Annotated in this window: 20 protein-coding genes and 4 pseudogenes; 13 read left to right on the forward strand and 11 right to left on the reverse strand. The window is 67.9% G+C overall.

All coding sequences use genetic code 11. The annotated features are described in order from the left end of the window. Positions 1-33: 33 nt before the first annotated feature. Positions 34-589: pseudogene (locus tag IF04_RS36070) on the forward strand (MerR family transcriptional regulator); the annotation flags it as partial. Positions 590-1,389: 800 nt separating this feature from the next. Here the strand turns inward: IF04_RS36070 and IF04_RS38865 are convergent. Next, positions 1,390-1,956, reverse strand: a complete 567-nt coding sequence (locus IF04_RS38865; protein WP_157847706.1) for a hypothetical protein — start codon at positions 1,954-1,956, stop codon at positions 1,390-1,392. Positions 1,957-2,136: 180 nt separating this feature from the next. Next, a pseudogene (locus IF04_RS37780) lies at positions 2,137-2,365 on the reverse strand (oxidoreductase); the annotation flags it as partial. Between the two features lie 499 nt (positions 2,366-2,864). Between IF04_RS37780 and IF04_RS0126695 the strand changes: the two are divergent. Then, the gene (locus tag IF04_RS0126695) at positions 2,865-3,095 is read left to right on the forward strand and encodes a hypothetical protein (protein ID WP_030263118.1); all 231 of its coding nucleotides are present in this window, start codon (positions 2,865-2,867) and stop codon (positions 3,093-3,095) included. A gap of 142 nt (positions 3,096-3,237) precedes the next feature. On the opposite strand, the gene IF04_RS0126700 is transcribed toward IF04_RS0126695, so the two are convergent. Together IF04_RS0126700 and IF04_RS0126705 are read right to left on the reverse strand one after the other, a co-directional pair. Further along, positions 3,238-3,963, reverse strand: coding sequence for a hypothetical protein (locus IF04_RS0126700; protein WP_245654518.1), 726 nt, complete (start codon positions 3,961-3,963; stop codon positions 3,238-3,240). 141 nt (positions 3,964-4,104) lie between these two features. Beyond that, on the reverse strand, positions 4,105-6,168 hold the full coding sequence (locus IF04_RS0126705; RefSeq protein ID WP_078600833.1) for a tetratricopeptide repeat protein: 2,064 nt from the start codon (positions 6,166-6,168) through the stop codon (positions 4,105-4,107). Between the two features lie 1,312 nt (positions 6,169-7,480). Here IF04_RS0126705 and IF04_RS38870 point away from each other — a divergent pair. From IF04_RS38870 to IF04_RS0126720, 3 genes are all read left to right on the forward strand, one after another. Continuing rightward, a complete protein-coding gene (locus tag IF04_RS38870) occupies positions 7,481-7,693 on the forward strand; it encodes a hypothetical protein (protein WP_030263128.1) in 213 nt (70 codons plus the stop codon). Between the two features lie 366 nt (positions 7,694-8,059). Beyond that, on the forward strand, positions 8,060-8,692 hold the full coding sequence (locus IF04_RS38875) for a hypothetical protein (RefSeq protein WP_157847707.1): 633 nt from the start codon (positions 8,060-8,062) through the stop codon (positions 8,690-8,692). A 777-nt stretch (positions 8,693-9,469) separates the two neighbouring features. Further along, positions 9,470-9,670: a hypothetical protein gene (locus IF04_RS0126720; protein ID WP_157847708.1), complete on the forward strand. Its 201-nt coding sequence runs from the start codon at positions 9,470-9,472 to the stop codon at positions 9,668-9,670. Between the two features lie 111 nt (positions 9,671-9,781). Here IF04_RS0126720 and IF04_RS0126725 read toward each other — a convergent pair whose 3' ends face one another. Both IF04_RS0126725 and IF04_RS37790 read right to left on the reverse strand, forming a co-directional pair. Beyond that, entirely contained in the window at positions 9,782-10,498 is a 717-nt protein-coding gene (locus IF04_RS0126725) for a TRADD-N-associated membrane domain-containing protein (RefSeq protein WP_211259861.1), read from the reverse strand. Positions 10,499-10,559: 61 nt separating this feature from the next. Continuing rightward, positions 10,560-10,873, reverse strand: a pseudogene (locus IF04_RS37790) (DNA-processing protein DprA); the annotation flags it as partial. A 116-nt stretch (positions 10,874-10,989) separates the two neighbouring features. Between IF04_RS37790 and IF04_RS0126735 the strand changes: the two are divergent. The 4 genes and pseudogenes from IF04_RS0126735 (at position 10,990) to helR (ending at position 15,320) form a co-directional block, all read left to right on the forward strand. Next, entirely contained in the window at positions 10,990-11,430 is a 441-nt protein-coding gene (locus IF04_RS0126735) for a hypothetical protein (RefSeq protein WP_030263141.1), read from the forward strand. Between the two features lie 788 nt (positions 11,431-12,218). After that, positions 12,219-12,425, forward strand: a pseudogene (locus IF04_RS40145) (ArsR/SmtB family transcription factor); the annotation flags it as partial. Positions 12,426-12,548: 123 nt separating this feature from the next. Then, complete coding sequence (locus IF04_RS39160) at positions 12,549-13,004, forward strand: tellurite resistance TerB family protein (RefSeq protein ID WP_030263145.1); 456 nt, start codon at positions 12,549-12,551, stop codon at positions 13,002-13,004. A gap of 120 nt (positions 13,005-13,124) precedes the next feature. Beyond that, a complete protein-coding gene (gene helR / locus IF04_RS0126745; protein ID WP_030263149.1) occupies positions 13,125-15,320 on the forward strand; it encodes an RNA polymerase recycling motor ATPase HelR in 2,196 nt (731 codons plus the stop codon). Here helR and IF04_RS0126750 read toward each other — a convergent pair. After that, positions 15,307-16,518 (reverse strand): acyl-CoA dehydrogenase family protein, encoded by a 1,212-nt coding sequence (locus tag IF04_RS0126750; protein ID WP_030263153.1) that lies wholly within the window; start codon positions 16,516-16,518, stop codon positions 15,307-15,309. The two genes, helR and IF04_RS0126750, sit on opposite strands and share 14 nt — an antisense overlap. 31 nt (positions 16,519-16,549) lie before the next feature. After that, entirely contained in the window at positions 16,550-18,163 is a 1,614-nt protein-coding gene (locus tag IF04_RS0126755; RefSeq protein WP_030263156.1) for a class I adenylate-forming enzyme family protein, read from the reverse strand. Positions 18,164-18,318: 155 nt separating this feature from the next. On the opposite strand from IF04_RS0126755, the gene IF04_RS0126760 reads away from it, so the two are divergent. Together IF04_RS0126760 and IF04_RS0126765 are read left to right on the forward strand one after the other, a co-directional pair. Further along, entirely contained in the window at positions 18,319-18,936 is a 618-nt protein-coding gene (locus IF04_RS0126760) for a TetR/AcrR family transcriptional regulator (RefSeq protein WP_030263159.1), read from the forward strand. Further along, complete coding sequence (locus tag IF04_RS0126765) at positions 18,933-19,388, forward strand: hypothetical protein (RefSeq protein ID WP_157847710.1); 456 nt, start codon at positions 18,933-18,935, stop codon at positions 19,386-19,388. Before IF04_RS0126760 ends, IF04_RS0126765 begins: the two co-directional genes overlap by 4 nt. Positions 19,389-19,394: 6 nt before the next feature. Here the strand turns inward: IF04_RS0126765 and IF04_RS0126770 are convergent, their stop codons facing one another. Continuing rightward, positions 19,395-20,033 (reverse strand): TetR/AcrR family transcriptional regulator, encoded by a 639-nt coding sequence (locus IF04_RS0126770; RefSeq protein WP_030263168.1) that lies wholly within the window; start codon positions 20,031-20,033, stop codon positions 19,395-19,397. A gap of 153 nt (positions 20,034-20,186) precedes the next feature. Here IF04_RS0126770 and IF04_RS0126775 point away from each other — a divergent pair, with 153 nt between their 5' ends. Beyond that, positions 20,187-21,098 (forward strand): alpha/beta fold hydrolase, encoded by a 912-nt coding sequence (locus IF04_RS0126775; protein ID WP_078600839.1) that lies wholly within the window; start codon positions 20,187-20,189, stop codon positions 21,096-21,098. A gap of 75 nt (positions 21,099-21,173) precedes the next feature. On the opposite strand, the gene IF04_RS0126780 is transcribed toward IF04_RS0126775, so the two are convergent. Beyond that, positions 21,174-22,505, reverse strand: a complete 1,332-nt coding sequence (locus IF04_RS0126780) for a formimidoylglutamate deiminase (RefSeq protein ID WP_030263173.1) — start codon at positions 22,503-22,505, stop codon at positions 21,174-21,176. Positions 22,506-22,647: 142 nt separating this feature from the next. Further along, positions 22,648-23,757 carry a LacI family DNA-binding transcriptional regulator gene (locus tag IF04_RS0126785; RefSeq protein ID WP_051831590.1) on the reverse strand — a complete coding sequence of 370 codons (1,110 nt, stop codon included), beginning with the start codon at positions 23,755-23,757 and terminating at the stop codon, positions 22,648-22,650. Positions 23,758-23,966: 209 nt separating this feature from the next. On the opposite strand from IF04_RS0126785, the gene IF04_RS0126790 reads away from it, so the two are divergent. Further along, positions 23,967-25,277 carry an ABC transporter substrate-binding protein gene (locus tag IF04_RS0126790; protein WP_030263179.1) on the forward strand — a complete coding sequence of 437 codons (1,311 nt, stop codon included), beginning with the start codon at positions 23,967-23,969 and terminating at the stop codon, positions 25,275-25,277. Position 25,278 lies beyond the last annotated feature (1 nt).

A 25,278-nucleotide genomic window follows, 5' to 3' on the forward strand; every position in this document is an offset into this window, starting at 1 on the left:
GGAGAGACCGGCCCGGCGATGGGAGGCAGGGCAATGGCCTGGTCGATCGCGGACGTGGCCCGGATGTCCGGGGTGACGTCCCGGACACTGCGGCACTACGACGAGATCGGCTTGCTGCCGCCGGCGTGGATCGGGAGCAACGGGCACCGCTACTACGAGGAGGCCGATCTGCTGCGGTTGCAGCAGATCCTGCTGATGCGTGAGCTGGACGTGGGGCTGCGCGAGATCCGGGCGGTCCTGGAGAGCCAGGTCGATCAGGTGGCCGTGCTCCGCCAGCACCACCAACGGCTGCTCGCGGAACGGGACCGACTGGAGATGCTCGCCCGCACGGTCGGCCGCACCATCGCCGAACTGGAGGAAGGCAAGGACAACAACGACATGGTGAAGATCAACAGGCCGGAGAACCTGTTCGAGGGCTTCGAGCGCCGGCCCCCAGATCGATACCGAGGTCCGGGAGCGGTGGCCTCAGGCGTGGGAGCAGTCCCGGCCGGCCGTCGAGGCGATGACCGCCGAGGACACGGAGCAGTACCAGCGCGAGGTGACCGCGCACCTGATCCGCATGGCGCACCCGCCGGGGGCTGCAGACCCCGGCGGCAACGGCAGGCCCCCGCCAATCCACTGCCCGCGCTCAGCGCATTCGACCCATCGGACAGGCCCTAGGGATCCGGGCCAGTTGTGGTTGCCGGTCCGGCGGCGGCAATGCAACGTTCAACCTGCAACCGAGTCGGTTCCCTTCGACGGCTGCGGACTTCTCCTCCACCAGTGACAGGAACGGACGATGCGGGCGACCAGCATGTGTGTGGCAGCACATGGGCGTCCGGGAAGAGGGCCGTCGGTGGCGGGCGTCCGGCCGTCTCTCGCCGGGCTGTGCGGCAAGCCGAGCGTCAGCCCGACGGCCGACAGCACCCAGATGAGCAGGGCACGGTCCGGGCCGGGCGACTGCGGCGCGGGAGCGGTCACCTGCGGCGCCGGTTACATCGCGCAAATGCTGTGATCAGCATGCCCTACGGGGAAGCCACCTAGACTTCGATTACCAGGGTGTCCAGCGGCTTCGGGCACCACAGCCGGGCCTTGTTGTTGGCGACTCGCACGGGCGAATGCCGCCGTGTATTGCATGTCGACCGAGTCCGCGGGGTGGTCTTATAGGTGCCGCTCACGCCCTTCCCGCACGAGGCCGACAGGGTTGGGCCGCGCGGGATGCGACAGCCTGTCTCCGCTGGAGAGGCGAGCACCGCCCCCCTCATCGCCAGTGCATGGGCGATACCGAGCAGACGTAGCTCGGAAGAGTGCGTGGTCGCCGGAGCGGGCAACTCGCAGACAATCAGTACACGCCCGCGGAGAGCGCCTACCGCTGGCTTGGCCCTCCAGCGACGACATCCACGTGTCCACTCACGTTCTCGCCTCCGTTGAGGCAACTGCGTAGCCACCGACATCGTCAAGGGCATCCCGAGCCACGGCGGCAAAATGGCTGATCCGTTCCGAGAGCCGACCCACTTCGACAGCGTGTCGCTCCAGGAAGCGGGCGTTCCCGTCGGGAGTGTTCGTCGGAGAGTCACGCAATGCGAGCAGAGTCGTGTGCATGGACCGGAGCGTCGTATAGACACTGCGAGCGGCCTGCTCGACCGGCTCCGGGCCTTCGATCGCCAGGTTCGCCCAAGCGGCCTGCGCCAGCGCCAATTGGTCGTGAGCTTCCTGCAGTCGGCGGTCGATCTCCTCTGTATCCCTTTCCCCCACGAACGCACGTCCAGCGACCTTCAATGCGTTCCGCGACTCGCCGGCAGGCGCCAGAAAGGCGCCGTACGCGTCACGACGCACTTGTCTGCGCCACTGAGCGTGCTCAGCCATGGCCTGTGCCCGTACCTGCTGACGTGTTGACCAACCAGTGATGGCCGACGCAATGACCGTACCTGTCACACCAACCGATGCACCGAGCAGCGCCGCCAACCCCTGATCCATGAGAGTCAGTTGTATCTCACTCGTGATCGGCAGGCCTACGGGGTACTCCGGCCGCCCCTCGGCGCTGGTCGCATGTGAGGTCGTGAGAGATGCGATGGCTCAGCGAGTAATGAAGAGATGAGGAGCTCAAGCGCAGAGCGCGACAGAACTGCGGGAAGTGACCTGAGAGTTGGTGCAGCTTGCGTGCGCTATCTGAATACCGACGGTCGCGCCCTGTGACTTGACGAAGTCGGTGATGCGGCGGAAGGCGGCGGTCTGGGTGTCGTTCCACAGGCCCAGGTCGTACGGGCTGATCCGGCCCTCGGGGCTGACGGCGGTGGCCTCCCGAGTACTGGCACATCGCGGCCATCCACAGACCGTTCGGAATGGTCAGCTGCCGGAGAGCGATCGGCTCGAACAGTGCGCTCACAACGGGCTCCCTGTACGTGAACGAGGACGGGACTCCGGACAGGACGAGGCGAGCCCGAAGCCTTAGTACGAGGAACTCCGTAGTACGGAAAACATCGAACTAACCAGCCCGCCCGATGACTCAATGCCGAACTACGACACCTCTCGTACAACGGGAGCACGCCGGGGAGCATTCCTCGCCCGGCACATCGAGGTCCCCATCACACGCGACCCCAGGTCTCGACGTTTCGCTTCGGCGGGTAGCCGGACAATCACGGTCGCGAATCGCTCGGGCCGCCGGCATGACGGTTGCCGGAGCTGAGCGGACTTCTGATCTCATGGGCCACCCTGCCCCGAACCGTATGCGGCGTCCCAAGGCCATCCCTGCGGGCGCGGAGCGCCTGATGTCCGGCCCGAAGAGAATCGACACCTCAGCACCATCCCCGGAGGTGCGGGGAGCCCTTCGCCGCCCATCTCGCGCTTGATGGCGATTTGGAGCCATCCCCGCGCGAGCGGAGGTGATGCGACGATGCGGGGACCCGGAAACGACCGGCCTCGCTCTCGCCGGCAACGCGGCGGGCCAGGCCGGTGTCGTACGAACGCTGGAGGAGCCGCCGAGCTGGGTGGGCAAGATCCAGATCCGGTTCTGGCTCCGGAAGCTGAGCAGCGAGGGCAACGCGCCGGGCTGGTACGTCGGGATCTGGCAGCGGCTGCACCGTAAGCCAGCCGGTCCGACGGACAAGACACGCTGAAAAACTGCGCGAGAAATCTGGCCGCCTTCCCGGGAAAAGGAACGCGGCCGGAATCTCTGTGATGCCTTGGGGTTCGCGCAGGCGCACGGCTCGGGTGATCGAGGCGCAGGTCTACTGAACGCACCTAAGTTAAGGGGCCCCACTACCGCCGCGCGAGCCTCGCGAGGAAGTTGTCGACGAACTTCGCAGCCTCCGCCTTCGTCACGTCTCGCACGTCGATGCGGTCCACCCACTCGACTCCGGCATTCATCAGCAGGTTGGCCCGGCTGTGGTCGTTAGATGCCCGGCGCGGCCCCTCGTGGTGGGGACCGTCCACCTCAATGACGCCAGCACGACCCTTGTAAGTGATCAAGAAGTCAGGCTCTCGCGTGTACCCGAGCACCCGCATCCCGGCCAGGGGAATGATCCCGATGGTTTCGTTGTACGGCATGGACGCTTGCCGCTCCTTCAGCACTCGGTAGGGCCTGTGCTCCCACTCATTGGTGAAGTGCAGTTGGTCCTCAACCGGGTGCTCCGGCTCAAGGCGAACCCGCCGAGCCTGATTAGTCGGCTTAGGGCCGTTCGCCGACCGCAGTTGCTTCCGCCAGTCCGCACTGGGAACCGGGACCACCGGACAGATTTGGATCGACTCAATGCAGATCGCAGCCCGCCTCGGCACGGCAGCATGCATGCCGTCTTGGATCCGCCTCAGCACATTCCCGGTGAACTGTTCGACGAGGTGCGGTTCCACCATGAAGAAGGCCCTGTACCCATCGGGCTCATAGTCTCCCGAGTTCCAAAGAGACAGGTCGACGGCGATCACGTCTGTGGCGGTTATGGCAGCTTCGGCATCACCCTGCTGATGAAGGAGGGTGGCAGCAGCGGCCAACCACTGCTCCCCCACTTGGTCGATCTATTTCATCTCCAAGATGTCGGCCAGCGACAGTTCTTCACCCATACAGAGCATTCTGGCACTCAACACTGACAAGCTCGCCTCAGTCAGGCAGCTTTGGACGAGCCTTTCCGCGAGTCACGGGATCCCCGCAGAGCGGTGGTGTCGCCTCCAACGTTTTCTGCGCTCGTCTCTCCAGCGCTGAAGGCGGTCGGATGCCGCGACGGTGTCGGGGTGGCAAGCGCCCAGGACTCTTTCACGTCCCGTTACGGCGCGCTTCAGGAGACGAGTTGCCTTGCCGAATTCTCCTGTTTGCCAGTGGGCGATGGCGAGGTTGGCCTGGCAGGCGAGGGTTGTGGGGTCGTCGGAGCCCAGCAGTCGTTCGCGGAAGGCAAGAGTGTCCTCCAGCAGGGCAATGAACTCCTTCGTACCTGTTTTTCCGTACGGATGGGAATACCGATCGCATGCTTGGGGAGTTGCGGGTTGGCTGGCGGCCAACGTCTGATCCTGGTACGCGAAATCCTCCCGCAGCACCGCGAAAGCGTCCTTGTCGCGGTTGGCCTTGAAGTAGGCCACGGCCAAGTCGCGCCGGGCACTGAAAGTCTTGGGATGGGTCCGTCCCAGCAGTCGTTCACTGGTGGCGGTTAGTCGCTGCCAGTAGGGGACCGCCGCTGTGGCCAGGCCGTAGTCGATCAGGTGGTGACCGGCCCATCGGAGGAGATGGTGACCGTCGATCTCCCACAGCAGATCTTCTGTGCATGCAGCAAGGTTGTCGACGTTGGCACGCATCACGCCGGCCTCCGTGCGGTCGAACGGGTAGGAGTCCTCCCACAACTCGGTCAGCGCGTCGACGGCCGTCCTCACCACCCGCGGCAATACGTCGCCGGGAATGTATTCGCGCGTGGCTCGGGCGGTCAGAGCGTGCAGTCGCACGGCGCGGTAGTCGGCATGGGCATCGTCGACGATCAGACCGTAGCGGTGCAGAAGTCGCAGAGCCGCCTGAGCCTCGGCTGGGCCAACATCGGGGCGCGCGATATCTGGGGACGACGCGGTGCGATGTGAGTTCAAATAGTGCGTGACTGCGCCGCTCGACCACAGCGAACGAGGATGCCCGGCGGGGTCCAGTACGGAAGCCAGACGCAGCGCCGGGACTGCCAGACCGACCGGCTCGCATACCTGGGCGACGTCCAAAGAGAGCAGCAGAGCGGTAGCTACCTGCCGCCCGTACCCTTCGGTGTCCGCGTGCCGGGGGAGGAGATCGTCCAGGCGGGCGGCGCTGTCGGTGAAACGCCGCAGGTACTCGGCGCACGTCACATCCTCGTTGACCATGTAGGCGGCGGCATGTGAGAGCGCGAGCGGCAAGTGGCCAAGGACGTCGGCTAGTTCTGCCGCTTTCCCATCCAGCAGATGCGCCGCATGAGCCGCGGCAAGACGCTCACGCAGGTAGGCGTCGGCTTCTGCTGCGCTGTAGGTGCCGATCGCCACCACTGCCCGGCCACCACCCGATAGCAGGGCATCCTGACGGCGGGTGGTGGCCAGGACCCGGCCGCGGCCGGAGGCCGACGGCGGCGGCCACCAGGGCTGCATCGCATCAGGGTCGGTGATGTCATCAAGAACCACCAGCCACGAACGAGAGGTGGTCGCCAGCCACTGGAGAAACAGCCGAGCAGCGTCCTCAGCGCTCCTACTCCCGGGCCCGCCGTCCCTCTCATCGGGTTCGTCGACGCCGGGCGTCTGCACATGGCGTGCGGCCCGGGCATAGTGAGCGATGACCTGCTCGGTCTCGCTGGCGTCGACCCAGATCACCAGCTCCACCCCGTCGACCAATGCCTGATGGGCATAGGCGGCCGCCAGTTGGGTCTTACCCACGCCGCCGCCTCCGGAGAGAACCTGAGCAAGTACCACCGTGGTGTGATCAGCCCGGGCTTGGTCAATCCGCTCTCGTGCCGAGGCCCGGTCCTGGAAGGCTGATGCCAGCGTCGGCACCCCTCCCAACCGAACCGGCCACTCCACCGGCGTCCGCGGAGCGGGAGGGACGAACGACAGTTGGCTGATGTGTCCGCTGATGGCCACTGAGTGAGGGGCCCAGGCGATGGCATCACCACTATCGGTGACACGGACAGAGGACACTGTCCCGTGTTCACCCGCCGGTGAGGGAGACTTCCGCCTGACCCGACGCCACTTCATAGCCCACCCCGCCATTCGTCCATCACCGCTGCGGTTCTATCCGGTGTAGTCGATCCCGGTGCCGGCCGTGCTGCCCGGACCACGGGCAATGGCATCCCCGGTCTGCTCCACTCGGGCCGCTCCCGTGCTCCCACCGCCTCGGCGGCGAATACCCGTGTGCGCCCTTCCCCCACTGTGCGCTTCAGCCCGGCCTGTCCGTGCCGCTGCGTCCCTCGAGACAGGGGCATTCGGCTGCAGCCACGCCCACACCAAGGCGCCGACCCCTGTGGCACCCTGCACCACTGCCCCTACCAACTGACCTGCCTCCGGCCCATCTAGTAGCCAGATCATCGGCGTCGAGACGATCGCCCCTACGGCGGCAAGCAGCACCGCGATTCTCCATGTCCGTGTCACGCGCCCGCTCCCTCTCGCCTCTCCCGTTGCCTGCGGTACCTCGACAGCCACGCGAGCAACCAACCCTCTGCAAGACGAATCGGCGGGCTACAACAGTTCCCCATTAGCCCAAGCCGCAGGCCTCGCCCGCCATCAGCCTCCGGAGAGGGAACTCCATGCCCGTCGGGGACCATCCGCAGCGGCCGCTGCCGATCTCTCCCCCCGGAGGATGAGGAGACAGTCCCGCGCGTTCTCCCCTTCCTCTCCCCCACGCTCCGCCTCCGAAGGCTTGCACGTCCCGCTCGACAAGGGCCGCCGCTACGACCACCTGTGCAGATGATTCCGCGACAACGGCGTCCGTCGCCGCAACGTCCGCAGCTGCACGCGCGCCGACGACTCGCCATGGCTCTTCTTGCCTACCCACCCTGCGTCGGACGCCTCGGCCTCGTCAGAACAGACGTTGCGGGAAGCAAGAAGACTATCGCTGCGGTGGGTTCAAGCCATTTTCGGCTATCCCGATCCACGTCCGTAACAGTGCTCCCAGGAGCCGTCATCGCACACCACAGCATCGAACGGAAGAGCTCCAACATGCCGCTCCCAGCTCCCATACGCACCCCACCGGCTCGCACGCTGGACCTCCGCGAAAGACTGCAATCAGGTCACCAACCCCGTTGCCTTGCAGCCCGCTTGCGCCCGGAAGCGGTAGTGTCTAGGCCGCTCCAAGTCTCGACCGTCACTGGGTGACGCCGAGGAGCCGTGACGCGCAAGTAGGGGGATCTGCATGCACCGCTTAGGCCGCGTGGGCTTCACCGCGTGGTTGCCAGGCGCTCGCTTCACGAGTGACGCGCTCTGGCTACGACCTCAGTGCGTAGGCATTGGTCGTCCGGCTGGCGTGTGCGTTGAACCCCGCGAGATCCGGACGCCGATGTTCTGACAGAACTCGGAAGGATCATCGTTGTCCACTCAGGTATCGGTGTGTAATCACCGTATCTATGAAGTCGTGATCGTTTTCTTGCTGGCCGTCATCACGGGCCTCGTCACCGGCGTGCTCCTGACCATGCTGGGAGTGTCGCCGATCTCAGCAGTCGGGGCAGGAGCTGCCGCCTTGGCCGGAGCCTTCAGCCTCGGCATGACGGCCGTTGCCTACATCAAGAAGCAGGACGCCTAACGACGTTGGGGGCGGCCCTTCTAGGCCGCCCCACGTTGGCCCATCCTCGACGGCCTCGTATCCGAACTCGGCACCGACGCCGTGAAGTAGGGCTCTTGTCTCCCTTACGGGGCCGCTCCACATTTGCACGGTGGCAGGTCAGGAGCAGCTCTCCCCGGCCCTGGGCTGCGAGTCGCGTTCCTTGCACCCTCTGGGGCGCCCCGATTTCACGCCACGACGCGCCCGTCATACGCCGCCGGCCGCCCTACCGCCCCGGCGCACCTCACTCCCCAAAAAGGACTCATCCCCTCCACTGCCACACGGGCCCCGCTCGTGGCAATTTGCTCTTGTGGGCGCGCATCGTGCGTGCCGAACGGGGAGGCCACCGTGGCTGTTCTCATGGGTAACTACGGCGGGTCGCAGAGCGACTACTTGATTCACTTCACCCGCCGAGGCAACCGGCGCCACTCGAATTCGGTACCGGCAGAGATACAGGTTATGTCGGCGGAGGAACGCTTAGGCGCCATCATCACGGACGGAGCGATGAGACTCTTCCGTCCCTTCGGCGCGGAAAAACCTTGCGCGTGCTTCACGGAAACCACTCTTGAGCACCTACGGTACCTGCTCAACAAGCGCGGATACAGCCCGTGGGGCATCGTGATGACGCGTGATCAGGTGCTCGACGACGGCGGTGGCACGGTGACGTATACGCACCGGGAGCCCACGCTAACGGCATTCCGTAATGCAGGACTGGGGCATTGGGCGGTGCGCACCGGCGGCGAGGTGTCCGCGGTCGACTGGACTTATGAGCGGGAGTGGCGAATCCCCTGGCGTGCCCCGCAACTGCCCCTGAAGAACCGGGTGCGCGCCATCCTCATATCCAATGAGTTCTGGCGGCCGGTACCCAAGGACGAGGAGCTGCCGGACCTGTGGAAGAAGTCCCACATCTGGGTGTGGCGCCCCGAGGCCGAGGCCGGCAAGGGCGCGGTGACTCAGTACGCGCCCGGCGATCTGACATGACCCCATGGGGAAAGTGCTCAGCGGTCGCGGCCCCGCCACTGGCGGAGAGATCGTCTTCGGGCGCGGGGAGCAAGGGCACGTCGGGCAGGGGCCCGGTGGTCATCATCCAGGAGCATGAGGCGGACTAGGCTGGCGGGTAACGGCGGACCGCTCCAGATCGGGATGAACCGTACGGGACGCGAGAGACGCGCCAGGGCCGGGCCGGGCGGCACGGCGCGCCAGAGGCATAGCACACGGTCGAACAGGTCGCCATGGTCCGGCTGGCGACCGGCGGTCTGGCCATCTTCCTGACCTGACAGGACGGCGGATCGGCCCGTGTCGTCGCCGGGGAGCTGCCCCTTACTCGGCGACCGCCCCGCCTGGTCCTCGCACCTGCGCCCCGTCCAACATTGCCTGGACGGGGCGCAGTTTTGTCCGCTTCTGCTCACCTTGCGCTATAGTCGAGCCAGCGAGCCACGGCATGGCTCGGTGCACCTGAGCATTCCGGGGTGGGGCCTCGGACCTTCAGGACTTGTGGTGCAGGAGCCGAGTGGGAGCAGCTGTTCAGTAAGGCAGCCTCCTTGACGCCAAGGTTGTGAATGCGCCGCACGGAGACCGAAGACCAAGGACCTAGGAACTCTCCGAACGAACAACCGCCCGGAAACCTGAGAACCATGCGTCGCGTCAATGCAGGGCTTTCTCAGTTCGAGCCACCATGCGGTGGCCGAGCTGACGAATGCCCGCGCATCGCCCGGCTCGGCTACCTGAACGAAAGGTACTGAGTCCGTGGACGGGGCATTGACTCTCGGAATCCTGGCCGGTTTCGGCGTTCTTTCCATCTTCGTGTTCGCTCTTCGGGGCTTCATCGATCAGCTTCCCGAACTGTTCGCCTCGATCCGGCGCGCCCTGGACGCCTGGCGCGAGCTGTGGAGCGCCCGGCCGGACGAGACTGAGCCGGTGAGCCACCACCAGGACCATGAGCCACCCGCCGCCGCATAACCCGTCCCGGCCTCCCGTGGGCCATGGGAGGCCACGAGGCCCCTCTCCGGGGCACCGGGCCTGGCGGGCACACGGATGGCCACAGGAGACACTGTCCCGGTCCTCGCGGCGTCAGCGAGCGGTGTTGCCCGGACCGATCCGGCCGGGCCGCTCCTCCGGGTTAGGCAGCAGTCGGCCCATCGTGTCGGGGTCCGACTGCATGTCCAGGGCCTTGAGTGCGGCAGCCGAGTTGAGGCGATCGCGGGCGTTCGGGTCGTTGACCCGGTCGATGAAGCTCGTCGCTCTCTCCATCTTGTGGTCCGCGTCGATCTTCACGTCCAGGCGGTTGGCCTGCTCGGTGATGTGAGCACGAGCGCGCCGGGCGTGGACCGCCAGCGCGCCGCCGCCAACCGTGATCAGGGCTCCGGTCAGTGCAGTCACCAGCGGCAGGTAGCTGATGTCGGGGTTGCCCGCATGAACCAAGGCCAGCACTCCTCCGGCCAGCAGGATGGCCGCGCCGCCCGCCATGAAGCAGACGCTCAGCCGGAACGTCCACTCGGCCTGCTTGAGCGACTCCTTGAGGAAGTCGAAGAAGAACCGCTGCCGTTGCTCGGCAAGACTCTCGCCCTCTGACTTTTGAGCAATGTCGCCGCTTCCGGCATGGACCGGGCCAGCGTAAGCGTTGCCGATCACAATACTTGGAGCGTCACCGGTGAAGACGTAGTTCTCACCGACTTGGACCGCAGGGTGACGTCTCGCCTGCCACCGTGGGTCATCGTCTTGCATCGCCTCTTCGTAGTCTTCCCGTGATACCGCATAGCTCGGGTCGTCGAAATCGTCCCTGGACATGCCCCCCGTTCCTCAACCGCCTCGGCGTCAACTCCGCACAGATTAGCGCTGATCGGGCGATTCAGGCCGGGATGTAGCAGCGGAAGCGGATCGGGGCCGGGGCTGTCCGGGCCTGCACGGGTGCCGGCCCGCCCATCGTGAGCCGTCCTCGATGGCGCGGCGGGCGGTGGCCAGTGATGAGCAGCGCAGTGCGGCTCCGACGACGGCGCCCCGGGTGAGGGCCGGAATCGCGCGGTTGCGCTAGATGAATCTGCTGCGGGTCGGATGATCACCGGGTGGCAGCTCCGCGACGAGGAGACCTTGCTCAGCGATGCGTCCGATCAGCTCCATGTGTCCGCTGGGATAGAAACGGTCGACGCCGGGCGCCAGTGAAGCGAACGCCCAGGTCCCGGCACGAGCCTACGGGAGAGCGAGGAAACGAACCTACTGGCTCCGGATATGCCTTTGATCGCGACGGTCACATACGCACGCGATGTCAGTAGAGTCCCGATATGAACGATGTACGCGGTGCAGTGAACGTGATCCTCTACGGGCCGGCTGACCGGTTCGACAACACGCTGGCGACCCTGCAGGCGGCAGGCATCACGGCTCAGCGGGATGAGTTCGAGCCCAGAGCCATCTCCGCCTTCTTCAGCGATGGTTCGGACCGACCATCGCCGGAGTTCATCGAGCGTTGCGAGGCGCGGGTCCGCCAGATAGCCGAGGAGACCGGCTTCACCGTCAATCGCGTGGGAGTCTGGGCAACCAGTGCCGCGACTCGGCAGCTTCCGTACAATCGTCATACCGATGAGTGGCTTGGGGAGTTCGTTGACAGCGAGGCGCCCCTGAGTCTTCGGGAGGAGCAGCTGCAGCGTCTCGCTGAGCGACAGGGGATCCCCGTCAACGACATCGAACTGCGCGACCCGGACTATCTATCGCCGCCAGCTGGTTAGCGCCATCTGCCGACGGACGGTAACCGTATGCGTCCTCGTACGGCAGGGACAGACCGCCCTGTCCGCATAATCCGCTCGTTGGCAATGTGCCGTGAAGATCAACGTCCCGGGGAAGACTGCGAGCGGCTCTGCCTCAAGTCCCCGCCCGGCTGAAGCTTGCTGCTCATTGTGGAAGCGCGGGACTACAACGATGCGGCTGAGGTTGGCCGGGTGCCGGGCTTGCGCCGTACGCCCCGAACGAGGGTGAGGCGAAGTTTCGAGTGCAGCGTCGAGGCCGAGCGAGCGCAACGCTGGTGCCGGAGAAGGAGTCGTAGCTAGGGATTTCAGGCAGCGAGCGCGAGAGTCTCGCACAGCGTGACCTGAGAGTTGATGCAGCTTGCGTGCGCTATCTGAATACCCACGGTCGCGCCCTGTGACTTGATGAAGTCGGTGATGCGGCGGAAGGCGGCGGTCTGGGTGTCGTTCCACAGGCCCAGGACGGTTCGGAATGGTCAGCGACCGAAGGGTGATCGGCTCGAACAGTGCGCTCACAGCAGACTCCTGTACGTGAACGGGGTGGGGCTCCGGTTGAAGCCGGGCTTATACGATACCCATCGTAGTACGGCGCTTGTCAAACTACGAAGGTCCTCGTACGAGGAGGGAGTGCGGCCGGACCGGCAGCGGGGCGGATTCGGCGCTGTGAGAGGGTGAATGCCTCTACGCGGCTGTCGATCGAGGCGTCAGCGCAGTGGCCGGAGGTGGTCGTGAGCAGGGTGCAGGAGTCGCAGGAGACACCGGTGGACGAGGAAATGGCGGTCTTCCTCAAGGCACTGGCGAGCGAGACCCGGCGGCGGATGCTGGCGCACTTCTCGGGCGCCGGTGAACTCAGCGCCGGGGAGATAGCCGAGCGGAACGGCCTGAGTCCCTCCACCGCCTCCGAGCATCTGCGTCTCCTCCATCGCGGTGGTCTGGTCGACGCCCGTAAAGAGGGGAAGCAGATCTACTACCGGGTCGCCGGCGTCTCACTGGACCAGCGCCTCTCCGCTCTGCAGGAGTACCTGGATCACTGCCGCCTGCCGGCCGCCCTGCCGGTCGGTGACGACGCCGGTACTGACGCCGGTGCCGGTACCAGGGGGCGGATGGTTGTCTGGGGGCGCCTCAAGGCATCCGCTTCGGCGATGCAGGCCCAACTCATCTCGCGCAAGCAGGAATTGAGGAGTGGCGCCTTCCGCGACGCGAGTATGGCGATGTGCGCGCTGGTCGCCGCCGCCGACGGCATCATCGACCCCGCCGAGCAAGTACGAGTCTCTCAACTCATCGCCACCAACGAGGTGTTGCAGAACTTCGCCGCGGACGACCTGCAGCGCCTTTTCGAAGAAAACCTCGACCGGCTGGCCCTCAATTTCGAGCACGGGAAGACCACCGTCCTGCACGAGGTCGGCAAGGCTAAGAAGAAGACCACCGAAGCCCGCGCCGTCATCCAGATCGGCATCATCATCGGCGGTGCGGACGGCGCCTTCATCGAGAGTGAACAGGCCATCGTCCGCGAAGCCTGCCGTGCACTCGGGCTGCCCCCGCAGGAATTCGGCCTCTGAGCAAGAAAAGCGATCTGAGCAAGAAAGGCAAGGAGGTGTATTCACTCCTTGCCACTCTCAACTTATAGCGCACTGGGGGGCTTGCGGCAAGGCCCTGGTCGTGCCGCAGAATCACTGGCCATGCACCCCCTGACCAGCAGTGCGTTCGACCTTCCCGACCACCTTTCCGCCAAGGCCGACCCGGCGCTGATCGGCGGCGACGAGCGGCATTTCGCCGCCATCGCGGAGTGCCTGGAGCAGACGATCGCCGAACTGTCCGACCGTCTCGATGCCGAGCGCAAGGCGCCCGGTGGCATCGGCCGGGCGGCGATGGACCGGGACGCGGAGATCCACCGGCTGACCGGTCGCCTGCGCGCACTGCGCCGCTTCGGATTGGACCTGTGCCTGGGACACATCGTCCCTACGGACAGCCCCGAGCCCGTGTACATCGGCCGCCTCGGCCTCACCGACAGCGCGGGGCGCCGGCTGCTGCTCGACTGGCGCTCCCCCGCGGCCGAGCCGTTCTTCGCGGCGACCCACGCCCATCCGATGGGGTTGGCGAGCCGCCGCAGGTACCGCTGGACCCGCGGCCGGATCAGCGACTACTGGGACGAGGTATTCACCGCCGAGGGGCTCGAAGGGCACGCCGCGCTCGACGATCAGTCCGCGTTCATCGCCAGCCTGGGCAGCAACCGGTCCGACCGGATGCGCGACGTACTCGGCACCATCCAGGCCGACCAGGACGCGGTCATCCGGGCGGGCTCCCGCGGCGCTCTCGTCGTCGACGGCGGTCCGGGCACGGGCAAGACCGTCGTCGCCCTGCACCGCGCTGCCCACCTCCTCTACTCCGACCCCCGCCTCGGTCACCGTCGGGGCGGCGTACTGTTCGTCGGTCCGAGCCGGCCCTACCTCGCCTACGTCGCCGACGTCCTGCCCAGCCTCGGCGAGGAGGGCGTGCAGACCTGTACGCTGCGCGACCTGGTCGCCGAGGGAGCCGGAGCGGCGATCGAGAGCGACCCGGACGTGGCCCTTCTCAAGTCGTCCGCGGACCTGGTCAAGGCCATCGAACCGGCCGTCGGCATCTACGAGGAGCCGCCTACCGAGGGGATGACGCTCTCGACCCACTGGTCCGACATCTGGCTGAGCGCCGATGACTGGGCGGCGGCGTTCGATGCAGTGGAACCAGGTACGCCGCACAACGAGGCCCGTGACCAGATCCGCGAGGAGCTGCTCACGATCCTTATCGACAAGCACAACAGCAACGGTGGTCGCAGTGGTGGTGGTGATGACGGTGATGACACCGACGTACCGCCCGAGCTGCTCAGGCGGTCGCTGCTGCAGGACCGGCAGCTGATCAGGACCCTCAACCGTGCGTGGCCGATGCTCGAAGCGACCGACCTCGTCGGGGATCTGTGGTCGGTACCCGCCTATCTGCGCAAGTGCGCTCCCTGGCTCAGCCGCGATGACGTGCGCAAGCTGCAGCGCGCGGACGCCCACGCCTGGACGGTGTCCGACCTGCCGCTTCTGGACGCGGCGCAGCAGCGGCTCGGCGACCCGGAGGCGTCCGTGCGCAAGCGCCGACAGGAAGCCGCTGTCGCCGCCGAACGTGCGCGCAGGGCCGATGTGATGGACAGCCTGCTGCAGAACGTGGTGATCGACGAGAGCGAAGGCGCGATGGGGATGCTGCGCGGGCAGGACCTCCAGGACACCCTGATCGACGAGAACGCACTGCCCACCGTCGAACCGGACCTGCTCGCCGGTCCGTTCGCCCACATCATCGTGGACGAGGCGCAGGAACTGACCGACGCCGAGTGGCAGATGCTGTTGCCACGCTGCCCGTCCCGGAGCTTCACCATCGTCGGGGACCGCGCCCAGGCCAGGCACGGCTTCACGGAGTCGTGGCAGGAACGGCTGGAGCGGGTCGGGCTCGACCGGATCACCGTGGCCTCCCTGAGCATCAACTACCGCACACCGGAAGAGGTCATGGCGGAGGCCGAGCCGGCCATCCGCGCGGCCCTCCCGGACGCCAATGTGCCGACCTCCATCCGCAGCAGTGGCATCCCCGTCGTCCATGGATCTGTTGCGGAGCTGGACTCGATCCTCGACACATGGCTCGCCGCGCATGCCGAGGGAATCGCCTGCGTCATCGGCGCCCCCACCTTCCGGGCGACGTCCCGTGTCCGTTCGCTGACCCCGGAGCTGTCGAAGGGGCTCGAGTTCGACCTGGTCGTCCTCATCGACCCGGAGACGTTCGGCGACGGCATCGAAGGGGCCGTCGACCGCTATGTCGCGATGACCCGCGCGACGCAGCGACTCGTCATCCTCAGGAGCTCATGAACGCCAGGTCGCGGGCGATGCCGTTGCGTTGGATTTCTGAGGTGCCGGTGAGGATCCGGAACATGCGGATCTTGCGGAAGAGGTACTCGATCTCGTTGCCCTGAGTGAGTCCTTCCTTGCCGTGGATCTGGACGGCCTCGTCCAGGAGGCGGAAGGCGGACTCGGCGACGAAGAGCTTGCACATGAACGCCTCGGTGCGTACGTCCTCGCCGCGGTCGAGCGCGGCGAGGGCCGCATACGTCATGGAGCGGGCGGCGTAGAACTCGGTGGCCATGTCGGCCACCTTGTGCTGGATGGCCTGGAGCGACAGCAGCGGCCGGCCGCCGGCGACTGTGCGGTGGCGGGTGCGATCGAGGGTGAGGTCCAGGGCACGGCGCATGGCGCCGAGTGCGGTGGGGCAGTGCAGGAGACGGTTGACGGTGACCCGGCCGAGCGCGATCCGCAGTCCCTTGCCCTCCTCCCCCAGCAGGTTGTGGGCAGGCACGCGGCAGTTCTCCAGGACGATGTCGCTCTCGATGTGCTCGCCGGACATCGGGGTGGCCCCGTCCAGCACCCGGCAGCCAGGAGTGTCCAGGTCGAGGAGGAAGGCGGAGAAGCGCGGCTTGTCGCCCTCGCCTTCGTTCCCGCTTTCACCGGTGCCGGCCATGCGGGCTACGACGATGGCGAAGTCCGCGAACGGGCCCGCGGAGGAGAAGACCTTATGGCCGTTGAGGATGTAGTCGTCGCCGTCCCGTTGGGCGGTGGTGCGCATGGACCGTACGTCGGATCCGGCGTCGGTCTCAGTGAGCGAGAAGCAGCAGGCGCGCTCCGCGCGGACCACGGGCAGGAAGTAGGTCTTCAACTGGTGTTCGGTGGCGTACCGCAGGATGTCCCCGGCGCGCAGCGGGCCACCCATGTCACCGAGGACGCTGTGGCCCAGTACCCGGCCGCTCGCACCGATTTCCTCCTTCAGCGCGGCGAGTTGGGTATGAGTGAGGTCCTGTCCGCCGTGTTCATTGGGCAAGTGGATGCCGTAGAAGCCCAGTTCGCGACTGCGCTGCCATACGGGCTGGAGGTCGGCGCGGGTCAGGCGACCGGCCCGGGAGATGCCACGGTCGTGTTCGTACTCGGCCAGTTCGCCGTCCAGGTAGTCGCGCAGCTTGTCGACGAGGGCGGCGAGGTGCGGGTCGGCATAGGTGGGGCGCAGGGAAAAAGTCATCGGGCGTTCTCCACTGGTACGGGGCGACGGGTCAGTTCACGCGGCGGGCGGTGTCGGCCCAGTACGGTTCGCGCACGGCCTTGCGGTCGAGCTTGCCGTTGCGGTTGTGGGGCAGCTGGGAGACGAACTCCACGGAGCGGGGCTTTTTGTACCGGTCGAGGCGCTCAGCGCAGAACTCGATCAGTTCGTCCGGTGTGATGGCGCGCCCCTCGTGGGCCACGACCACGGCCTTGACGGCCTCGCCCCACCGCTCGTCCGGCACGCCGACGACACACGCCTCCCGTACGGCGGGGTGTTCGTAAAGAACGGCCTCGACCTCGGTGCAGTAGATGTTGAAGCCACCGGAGATGATCATGTCTTTCTTGCGGTCGACGAGGAAGAGGTAGCCGTCCTCGCGCATCCACGCCAGATCACCGGTGTGCACCCAGCCGTCCTTGAACGTCTCGGCGGACAGCTCCGGCTCCTGCCAGTACTCGCGTACGCAGTCGGGGCCGCGCACGATCACCTCACCGACCTCGCGCGGCCCCAGCTCACGGCCGGCCTCGTCCACGACACGTATCTCCGTGTCGTACGCGGCGCGGCCGCACGACTGCAGCAGTTCGGGGTCCTCGGTGACGGCGCGGGCGATGTCCTGGCCGGTCAGGCCCGCGACGACACTGGTGGTCTCGCCCAGGCCGTAACCCTGCGCGACGATCGGCCCGAACAGGGCGACGGCCTCGCGCAGGCGTTGCGGCGCGATCGGCGCGCCGCCGATACGGAGGCTGGTGAGGCTGGAGAGGTCCCGCTCGGCCGCCGCTGGGTGCGCGAGCACCATGGTGAGCATGGCCGGCACGAGGAAGGTGGCGGTGACCCGTTCCTTCTCCACGGTCTCCAGGAACGCCTCGGGGCTCCAGGCCGGCAGCACATGGGTGGTGGAGCCGCCGAAGACGCCGGCGAGCAGCCCCATTCCGGTGGCATGGGTGATGGGTCCGCAGGCCAGGTAGCGGGTGCCGGGGCGGGGCCGGGATTCATCGCTCATCAGCTGCTTGCGCATATTGGCCAGTCGGTTGCCGAAGGTCTGCACAGCGGCCTTCAGCGCGCCGGTCGAGCCCGAGGTGAAGTTCAGGACGCACGGCTCGTCCTCGTCGACCTCGACGGCGACCGGATGGCCGGTGCCTTCGGCTTCGACTTCGACTTCGGCAAGGAGGTCGGCGTACGAGACGCCCGCCGGGCCGGTGCCCGGCACGTCATCGGTCGGTACGGCATCGGACGGTATGTCATCGAGCGGTACCGGCAGGCAGTCCGTCCCCGCCGCCGCGATCGCGGCCAGCGTGTCCTCGCGGTGCGCCGCGTCGAAGACCAGGACGCGCACCGGGGCGTAGCGCAGGATGTGGGTGATCTCGCCGCGCCCCAGCCGGGCGTTGACCGGCGCGCGCATCAGTCCCGCCTTGTACAGGGCGAACTCGATCTCCACGAGCTCTCCCCTGTTCCAGGCGAAGGAGGCGACCGCGTCGCCGGGACGCAGGCCCCGGCCGATCAGCGCGGCGGCCAACTGGTTGGCCCCGCGCTCGAGTTGCCGGTAACTCCAGGTGCGTTCGCCGCATACCAACGCGGTCTCATCGGGCCAGTACCGGGCACTGCGAGTGAGGTAGGTGCCGAGGTTCAAGGGATTCTCCAGAGCCGAGGGGCAACACGACATCCAACACGACATCTTGAACGTTTCGAGACAGCTTGTTCAGTAACTTATTCACTGTCAAGGCTCACGTAGACTCCCCCAGCAGCGACGGCGGTACGAGAAGCGGTGACGAGAAGGGGGATGCGATGGCCGAGGACAGGCGCACCCGGCGCACCCGGCGGGCCTTGAGCAACGCGCTGGTGGAGCTGGTCCTGGAGCGCGGCTTCAGTGCGCTCACCGTGGAGGACATCACCGAGCGCGCCGACGTCGGCCGGGCCACCTTCTACAGCCACTTCCGGGACCGGGAAGACCTCTTCGCGCGGGTGACGGCCGGCCTGCTGGACGGCCTCTCCGAACGGCTGCGTCCCGTCATGGCCGAGAGCCCCGTCGGCTTCACCGGCAAACCCGTGCTGGAGATGCTCCGGCACGCCCGCGAGGAACGCGATGCCTACCGGATCGTGCTGCGGGGCGAGGGGGACGGCCGGCCGCTCCAGATGTTCACGGACGCGATCGCCCGGGCCACCGCCGATGAATTCCGGGACCGTGCCGAGCGCAATGGTGTCGAGCCGAGAATCGATCCGACCCTCCTCGCCCGCGTCTGGGTGGGCGAGCAGATCGCCGTGCTGCGTTGGTGGGTGGAGCACGAGACGCCGCCGATGCCGGTCGAGGACGTCGTACGAATGCTGCTCGACCTCGGCCTGCACGGCCGATACTGGGCCAGCGGCTTCAACGACGAGACGACGGACGGGACGGCGTCAACGTGAGGAAGAGCATCGGAATTACGGCACCCCTGGCGGCACTTGCGCTGCTCACCGCGTGCGGGGGCGCCGACGGAAACACCCACCCCTGCACCCTGATGGACGCGCCCGCCGGTATCCACGTCAAGGTCCACCCGGAACTGGCGAACCGGACGGCCGACGCGACCCTCACGGCCTGCTGGGACGACACATGCCGCAAGCGCACGGTGCAACTGCGGGAAATCACCCGGCCGGAGGAACCGGCGACCAACTGGCCCGGCTTCGCGACCGTCCGCGACCTGCCAGGAAAGCCGGTACGCGTCACGCTGGTACTCAAGAACCAACGCGACACCACCCTGCTCGACCAACAGGTCAGTGTCACCCCGAAGCCCACCTATCCCAACGGCCGCAACTGTTCCCCGGCCGGCCACCAGGCTCGGGTGACGGTTACGGAAAAGGGCTCACTGATCCCCCGCTGACGCACGTCACTTCCGTCGCTGTCGAGTCGGAGCGGGGTGCTGGTCCGGGCGGAAGATCCGGTCCAAGTGGTACTCGAAGACCGCGGTGGCGGAGTCCGGGGTGCGCTGGCCGACGAGGATGCTGGTGCCCAGTCCGGCGGACATGGCCAGCAGGCCGATGGCCTCCGACCCGGGGTCCACACCGGGTCGGAGCAGACCGGCCTCCTGCGCCTGCCGGAGGAACCCGGCCAGGGCGGCCTCGGCGGCATCGGGGTCCTTGATGAACGGCTGGGCCGCGAGCGCCGGGTCGTGCACGGCCAGGACGGCGTACGAGGTGTAGAGGAGGTGGAAGGTGCGGCTCTCCTCGTCGGTCGGCAGCGCCGCCATCAGCAGCGCCTCGACCATCGCGCGCGGACCCGGATGGTCCCCGGCAGCCCGGAGCCGGGCCGCGACCCGCTCGCCGAATCGCTCGGTGAGCTGCTGCAGCCCGTAGAGGAGCAACTTCTCCTTGGTCTCGAAGTAGTACTGCACCAGCCGCAGCGAAACGCCCGCCTCCGCCGCCACATCGCGCATCCCCACGGCATGCAGCCCGCGCCGGCCGGCGACCCGGACAAGTGCCTCGCCGATCTCGGTCCGCCGCGCTGCGTGATCCACGCGCTTGGGCATCGTCCGGCTCTCCGCTTCTCGTTGACGACATGAGTACAGGCGCCTACCGCACCGCCCTTGTACAGGCGCGTACCGCGCCACCCCCTTGATGGTACAGCCGTACCACCATCGTGGTACGTTCGTATCACAACGTTCGACTACCCGGAGGTGGCCGTGCCCGAGACCGCTGCAGTCCGCACCCAGGCCGAGGTCGGCCGCTATGTGAGCGACGTCCGGCGCGACCGCTACTTCGCGGCCTGCGACGCGGTGTACGCGTTGGGGGCCCCCGCGCTGGCCGAAGAGGACATCGCGACATCCTTCGGCACCACGCACGTCTACCGCTACGGCCCGACGGACCCGGCAGCCCGCCGCCGCACCCCCATCGTCCTGGTGCACGGAGCGGGCTCCTGCTCCGCCATGTGGTACCCCAACACCCCCGCGCTCAGCGCCGAGCGGCCGGTCTACGCGATCGACACCCCGGGGGATCCCGGCCGCAGCGTGCAGCGCGAACCCCTCCACCAGCCCGAACGCGCCGCCCAGTGGCTGGACGAGACGCTCGCCGGGCTCGGGCTCGACCGCGTACACCTCGTCGGTTCGTCCTACGGCGGATGGCTGGCCCTGAACCAGGCGCACCACAGGCCCGGCCGCCTGGCCTCGGTCACGCTGCTCGACCCCGGCGGCCTGGAGAAGGTGGGGCTGCGCTTCTTCGTCTGGATCTTCGCAGGACTGTTCGCGACCTTCGCGCCGAAGGCGCTGCGGCCACGGCTGGCGGCCTGGCTGGAGCAGCCGGTGCTCGTCGTGCCGGAACTCCGCACAATGATCAGGCGCGGCGTCCGCGCCTACCGCATCCGCCGCCCGGCGCCGCTGCCCCTCTCCGAGGCCGCGCTGTCCGGCATCCGCACCCCGCTCTATCTGGTACTCGGCAAGCGCAGCCTGCTCCTGCACCCGCAGCGGCAAGCGGAGCGCGTCCCGCGCCTGATACCGGGCGCCCGGGCAGAGATCATCGCCCACACCGGCCATGGACCGCAGATCGACCACGCCGAGGAGATCAACCGCCGGATGCTGGACTTCATGGACAGCATCTGAAACTTCATGGACGGCGTCTGAACCGCCACCGCCGGACGGCGTGCGGCGCACGGCGCCGGCGGTGGCGGTTCCCGTTCAGCTCGCCAGCAAGGTCGTGATGGCCTTGTCCAGCGCGCCTCCGACGTCCTCGATGTGCAGGTGCCGGCCGTCCTCGACGACGATTTCGCCGCCGGTGACGACATGGCTGACGTCGGCGGCGGTGCCGGCGAAGACGGCGTGGGCCAGTGGATCGCCGGCCCGCGCCCCGGCCGTGCGCGGCGAGTCCAGCCGTACGGTGGCGAGATCGGCGAGCCGGCCCGCCGCGATCGCGCCGGCGTTCCAGCCCAGTGCCGTCATGCCGGCCGAGGTCGCGGCGGTGAGGAGTTCGGCGGCGGTCCAGTGGCCGCGGCGGCCGCTGATCAGCCGCTCGTCCAGTTCGATGGCGCGGGCCTCCTCCCACAGGTCGATCATCATGTGCGCGTCGCTGCCGAGGCTCAGCGGTGTGCCGGCCGCCGCCAGCCGGCCGGCGGGGCCGATGCCGTCGGCCAGGTCGCGTTCGGTGGTCGGGCACAGGCAGACGCCGGTGCGGGAGCCGCCGAGCAGCGCGATGTCGGCGGAGTCCAGGTGCGTCGCGTGCACGGCCGTCGCGCCCTCGCCCAGTACCCCTTTCTCGTGCAGGAGGCGGGTGGGGGTGCGGCCGTACCGCTGGCGGCAGGCGGCGTTCTCGGCGGGCTGTTCGGAGAGGTGGACATGGAGCGGGACGCCGCGGCGGCGGGCGTCGGCGGCCACGAACGTCATCGCCTCGCGCGGCACGGCGCGCACGCTGTGCACGGCGGCGCCGATGCGGAGCCGGTCGCCGTCCCGCAGGGCGCCCGTGCGCCGCGCCCAGTCCTCGGCGCTGCCGTCGCTGAAGCGCCGCTGCACGCCCTCCAGCCGTCTGCCGTCGATGTCGGCCATGAGGTAGCAGGTGTCGAGGAGGGTGAGGCGGATGCCCGCGTCGTCGGCGGCGCGGGCGAGCGCGCTGCCCATGGCGTTGGGTTCGTCGTACGGTGTGCCGTCCGGGTTGTGGTGGACGTAGTGGAACTCGCCGACGGCGGTGATGCCGGACAGCGCCATCTCCGCGTACGTGGCGCGGGCGAGGGCGTACAGGCGGTCGGGGTCGAGGTGTCCCGCGGCGTCGTACATGACGTCGCGCCAGCGCCAGAAGTCGGTGACACCGCTCTGGCTGCGGCCGCGGATGGCGCGGTGGAAGACGTGGGAGTGGGTGTTGGCCAGGCCCGGTACGGTCAGTCCTGGCAGTCGGTGGGCACCGGGCGGTGCCGGGGTGTTGTCGGTGACACGGGTGATCCGGCCGTCGGCCACTTCGATGAGGACCTGCTCGGCGACGCCGGTCCCGCCGAGCCAGGCGTACTCGCAATGAAACGTCATCCGGCCTCCCTGAGGACGGTCCGCCGCGGCCGGTCACGCACCGCGGCGACCACACAGCTCTCCGTCAACGGTAGTTGACCTCCGAACGACTGGGAACGGCTCGCGCGGACGTGGCCTCAAGATGCCGGTGGCGTGGGCGAGTTCAGGAACACCGTGGTGGGCCGGAAGGGCCCTCTTGCGGCGCCGGGGCCGGCACCGGGTCCTGATCCGGCGCCGGTCCCGTGCTGCCCCGCGGCTCGATCCTGGGCAGCGGCTCCTGGGTGTGGCCCGCGGGCGCGCCGTCCAGGAGGGCGGTGAGGGCCTGCGCGGCGTGCCGGCCGAAGGCGGCGGTGTCGCGCACCGGTGCGGTCAGCGCCGGGTGGACGCTGCGGCACAGCACCGAGTCGTCCCAGGCCACCAGGGAGAGTTGGTCGGGGACGCGGATGCCGCGCTCGGTGGCGACGGCGAGCCCGGCGACGGCCAGTACGTCGTTGTCGTAGATCAGGGCGGTGGGCGGCCGGCGGTGGTCCAGCACCCGGCGGGTGGCGGCCGCACCCTCGCTGTCGGAGTAGTCGGTGGTCACCGAGGCGGCCTCGGTGAGCCCGAGCCGGGCCGCCTCGGCGCGCAGCGAGGCGATCCGGCGCTGGGTGTGGGCGAATTCGGGCAGCCCGGCGATGTGCGTGATACGGCGGTGGCCGAGCGCGTGCAGATGGCCGACGAGGGCGGCCATGATGCCCGCGTCGTCGGCGCCGAGAGTGGACACTGCCGGGCTCTCGCCGTCGGCCACCTCCGGTGCGGGGGCGCCGATCATCACGGCGGGCAGCCCGAGGCCCCCCAGCAGGTCGGGGCGCGGGTCGTCCTGGCGCGGGTCGACGACGAGGACGCCGTCCACGCGGTGCTCGGCCCACCAGCGGCGGTAGGTCGCGCACTCCGCGTCCAGCCCCTCGACCACCTGGAAGAGCAGCCCCAGTTTCCGTTCGGCCAGCTCCTCCTGGATGCCGGAGACCAGCTGGAGGAAGAAGGACTCCACGCCGAGGGTGCGGGCCGGCCGGGCCAGTACCAGCCCGACCGTGGCCGAGCCCTCGCCGGACAGCGCGCGGGCGGCCGCCCTGGGCTGCCAGCCGAGCTGCTCGGCGACCCGGCGGATGCGGTCGCGGGTCACCGGCGAGACGCCCGGGCGGTCGTTGAGCGCGAAGGAGACCGCGCTCTCGGACACCCCGGCACGCAGGGCGATGTCCTTCATGGTCGGCCGCCGGGCCGGCGTACGGCGCATGCTCCCTCTTCCGCTTCCCTACTAATGCGCTTGAGTGCGGAAAGACTAAAGCGCATTAGCGCTTGGCGCAACAGGCGCGAACTCACGTCTCTGACCTGCACGTTCGGAGCTGCAAATAGAAATCCGCGCGAAAAGTGTTGACGTAACTCGGCGGCTGCGGGCACCTTTTGGGGCGCCCACTCAGGACCGACTGAAGGAGCCCTGCGGCCATGCCCACTTTCCGGGGGACCCGTGTGTCCAGACCCGCCCGTACCGCCGTACCGCTGCTGGCGGGTGCGCTGCTCCTCAGTGCCTGCGGGGGTGGCGCCGAGGGCGGCGGCAGCGCCGCCGACGGCAAGGTGAACGGCCACATCACCTTCCAGACCTGGAACCTCCGGGCCCAGTACAAGGACTACTTCAACGGCCTCATCGACGAGTTCGAGAAGAAGCACCCCGGCACGAAGGTGAAGTGGATCGACCAGCCGGCCGAGAACTACCCGGAGAAGCTCAGCGCGGACGCCGGCGGCGGCACCCTGCCCGACGTCGTGAACGTCTCCCCCGACCTGTCCTACCCGCTGGCCAAGGCCGGGCTGCTGATGAATCTGGACAAGGAGCCGGTCACCGCCAAGGCGAAGAAGGTCTACACGCCGGAAGCCTGGGCGGGCAACCAACTGCCGGGCCTGGACGGCGCGTACGCCTTCCCCTGGTACCTCAACACCGGCCCGCTCTTCTACAACAAGGCGCTGTTCAAGAAGGCCGGGCTGGACCCGGAGAAGCCGCCGACGACGTACGACGAGCTGTTCGCCGACGCCGAGAAGATGGCGAAGTCCTCCGGCGGCAAGGTCGCCACGCTGGCCGGGGTGCCCGCGATCGAGGACTTCGGGCGGTACGGCGTGAAGCTGATGAACGCCGACGCCACCAAATTCACGTACAACGAGCCGCGCGGTGTGGAGCTGCTCACCGAGTACAGGAAGCTCTTCAAGAGCGGCGGGCTGGACTCGCAGGCGCTCAGCGCCACGCCGGAGAGCGCGGGGCGGAAGTTCCTCCAGGGCCGCGTCGCGATGAACCCGGGCAGCGCGCCCGACCTCGTGGACTTCAAGGAGAACGCGCCCGACCTGTACAAGAACCTCGGCATCACCGATGCGCCGACCAACACCGGCAAGCCCAACATGTATGTGATGGGCCTCGGCGTCAACGACCGCAGCGAGCACAAAGCCACCGCCATCGCCTTCGCGCGCTTCGTCACCAACCAGCGCAACCAGGAGTCCTTCGCGCACGAGGTCGCGGTGTTCCCCAGCACCCGCGGCTCCCTGGAGAAGCCGTACTGGACCAAGGACGACGGCACCGACGAGGGCCGGGTGCGGGTGGCCGCGGCCAAGATGCTGGACGGTGCGGTCAACTACACGCCCGTGGTGATGACGGAAGAGATGAAGACCGTGCTGCAGAACGAGGTCGCCAAGGCGCTGCAGGGCGACAAGTCGCCGAAGCAGGCGCTGGACGACGCGGTCGCGCAGAGCAACCGGCTGCTGCAGCAGGGCTGAG

The organism is Streptomyces violens, assembly GCF_000717745.1.
In the GTDB taxonomy this organism is placed as follows: domain Bacteria; phylum Actinomycetota; class Actinomycetes; order Streptomycetales; family Streptomycetaceae; genus Streptomyces; species Streptomyces violens.